Annotated in this window: 1 protein-coding gene and 1 pseudogene; one reads left to right on the top strand and one right to left on the bottom strand. The window is 68.0% G+C overall.

Annotated elements, in window-relative coordinates; genetic code table 11:
* Positions 1-56: 56 nt before the first annotated feature.
* Positions 57-773, top strand: coding sequence for a PEP-CTERM sorting domain-containing protein (locus G6O68_RS31615; protein WP_165253706.1), 717 nt, complete (start codon positions 57-59; stop codon positions 771-773).
* 992 nt (positions 774-1,765) lie between these two features.
* On the opposite strand, the pseudogene G6O68_RS31610 reads toward G6O68_RS31615, so the two are convergent.
* Positions 1,766-2,174, bottom strand: a pseudogene (locus G6O68_RS31610) (MGH1-like glycoside hydrolase domain-containing protein); the annotation flags it as partial.

The following is a 2,174-nucleotide window of genomic DNA, read 5'->3' as shown; positions in this document are numbered from 1 at the left end:
AGCCTCGAACTCCGGATGTTCCGACCCCCAAGGATTCTGGATAAGGATAGTACCGCATGATCATCTCCCGATCCCTTACCGTCGCCCTGGCCCTCTCGGCCCTGCTCGGCGGTGAAGCGTACGCCGATTTCGTCACGTTCTCGAACCCGACCGACGAGTACACGGGCTCCACGACGAAGATCCCGATCACGCAACCGTTCGGCACGGTCCTCGACTCGATCACCGACGGGACCCTGACGGTCGCCTTCTCGGGGCCGACGACCGTCACCCAGGTCGGGCCGGGGATCTTCGGCTGGGGGAATCCTCCGACCGTCGAGGAGATCGCCCCGCCGGTCCTCTTCTCGCAATTCCAGCTGACCCGGGAGCTGACGTTCAGCTCGGCCCTGAGCACTTTCGGTGTCGAGATGGAGTCGAACAACCCGACCTTCCCGTTCACGAACCCGACGTTCCGGCTGACGGCCGTCTTTTACAACGGCGACGTCGAGGTCGGGACGATCGCTCGAAACCTGGTGGCGCCCGGCGGGGCCAGGCTCTTCGCGGCCACGACCACGACCGACGTCTTCACCCGCGTAGTGCTCAGCGCGTCCGCCCGCTCGGGAGGCTTCGAGTTCGGCCAGGTCCGCTACAGCCTCGCGGCGGTCCCCGAGCCCTCGTCGCTCGCGCTCTTTGGGGCCGCGTCGATGGCCGGCCTGGGCGTCTGGGCCGTCCGTACCAAAGGACCCGCGATCCGACAGGCCGTCCGGGGACGTTTGCCTGCAGGTCTCGGTATCTGAACGGCACCTCCACCCTCGACTCATCGGGCTCCCGGCGAAACGCTTCAAGTGCGCGAAAGGATGTTCGATGAGGGTTAATCAAAACTTCGGGCCTTCAGCCGCCAGGCCCACATCCTGGGCCTGGCTGTGGTGGATTCGAGGGCGGCGGGCCGAGCCCGGGCCTCGCTCAAGTACGGCCCGAATCGCCGGCATGCCGGACGACCCTGGGCTCGCCGATCGGCCCTTGCGACGTGACCGCCGGCCTTTCGGTTCAGCGTGAGAGCCGTGAATGGAACCATGTCGACCGGCCCTCTGCAGCCGTCGCGCCGGGGCCGTCCGAGGATCTTTGCGGGGCGGCCTCGACCTCACGGCGGCAGGCGCGAGCCGGTGCTCTCGGGCCAGCGCCTCGACCGAGCAGGAATAGCGGCGATCGACCGCAGCCCGCCGCCTCTCGTCCGGTCCAACTTGGATCGTCACGTCCCGCGGCCGAGCGGAGGCCAGGTCGGCATGGAGGACCTGCCGCCGGCAGGCGCGCACCCGGTCGACGATTGACCGCCCCGGTCGCAAGGGTCCGGCCCGATCGGGTCGCGCCTCAGGTCGGCGGCCTTGTGCGATCGCCTCGGCCGGCGCCTCGTCCGGCCCGACGTGCACGGCCATTTCGCCCCGCCGCCGCCACGCGTCGGACCGGCGGTCCAGATCCGTCCGCGGCCCAGGCGGGCCTCACCGCCGCGACGCGCGGCGGAAGGCCGTGGGTCTCGGCGAAGGTCTCGATCGGCCCCGATATTCCCCGCGGCTGCTCGATTTCACCCCCTGAATCGTTCGCCCTCTCGGCCATGCCTCTCGGATCGAGGGACCGATATGACCGGTGCCGGTCCATCCGCCGAATTCGGCCCGGGGTCCTTTCGCGGCCAGTCTCGATTCGTCAGCACACCTTGGAGCGCGGCGTCACGGCGATGACGACAGTCACCGTTCCTGAGAATCACGAGCCGCTGGTTTAACTCAGCCTATGTCATTTAGTCTATTAATACATGAAAATTCTCAATAATATCAATGCATCCTTTCGCCCGGCCCGGGCCGTCGGCTCGCAGCTCGGGGCGGCGCGGGTCGTGGCCCCAGCTCCAGGTGTTGCGGAACCAGGCGTGCGGCAGGACGTGCACCTCCGCCGGCTCGGGCCCGCGATTGATCGCGGTGACGCGGCAGAGGACGTCCTCCTGGTCGGCCTTGGCGTATTCGACGAAGACGTCGAAGTAGCGGCCCGCGCGGAGGGCGTCCCCGATCGCGTCGACCAGCTCGAACTCGGGCTCCGCCCGGCCCCGGCGGCGGCCTTCCTCGACCAGCCGGGCGTAAGGGTACTCGACCTGCGGATACTTGTAGAGCATCCGCATGTAGGCGTGGCTGGGGAGGCCGTCGAGATAGAAGTAG

This window comes from Paludisphaera soli (genome assembly GCF_011064595.1).
GTDB classification, from domain to species: Bacteria; Planctomycetota; Planctomycetia; order Isosphaerales; family Isosphaeraceae; genus Paludisphaera; species Paludisphaera soli.
This window is presented reverse-complemented; position numbering and strand designations above follow the sequence as displayed.

Coding starts and splice junctions, on each gene's coding strand:
- G6O68_RS31615 (WP_165253706.1), top strand. CDS start 57: ATGATCATCTCCCGATCCCTTACCGTCGCCCTGGCCCTCTCGGCCCTG.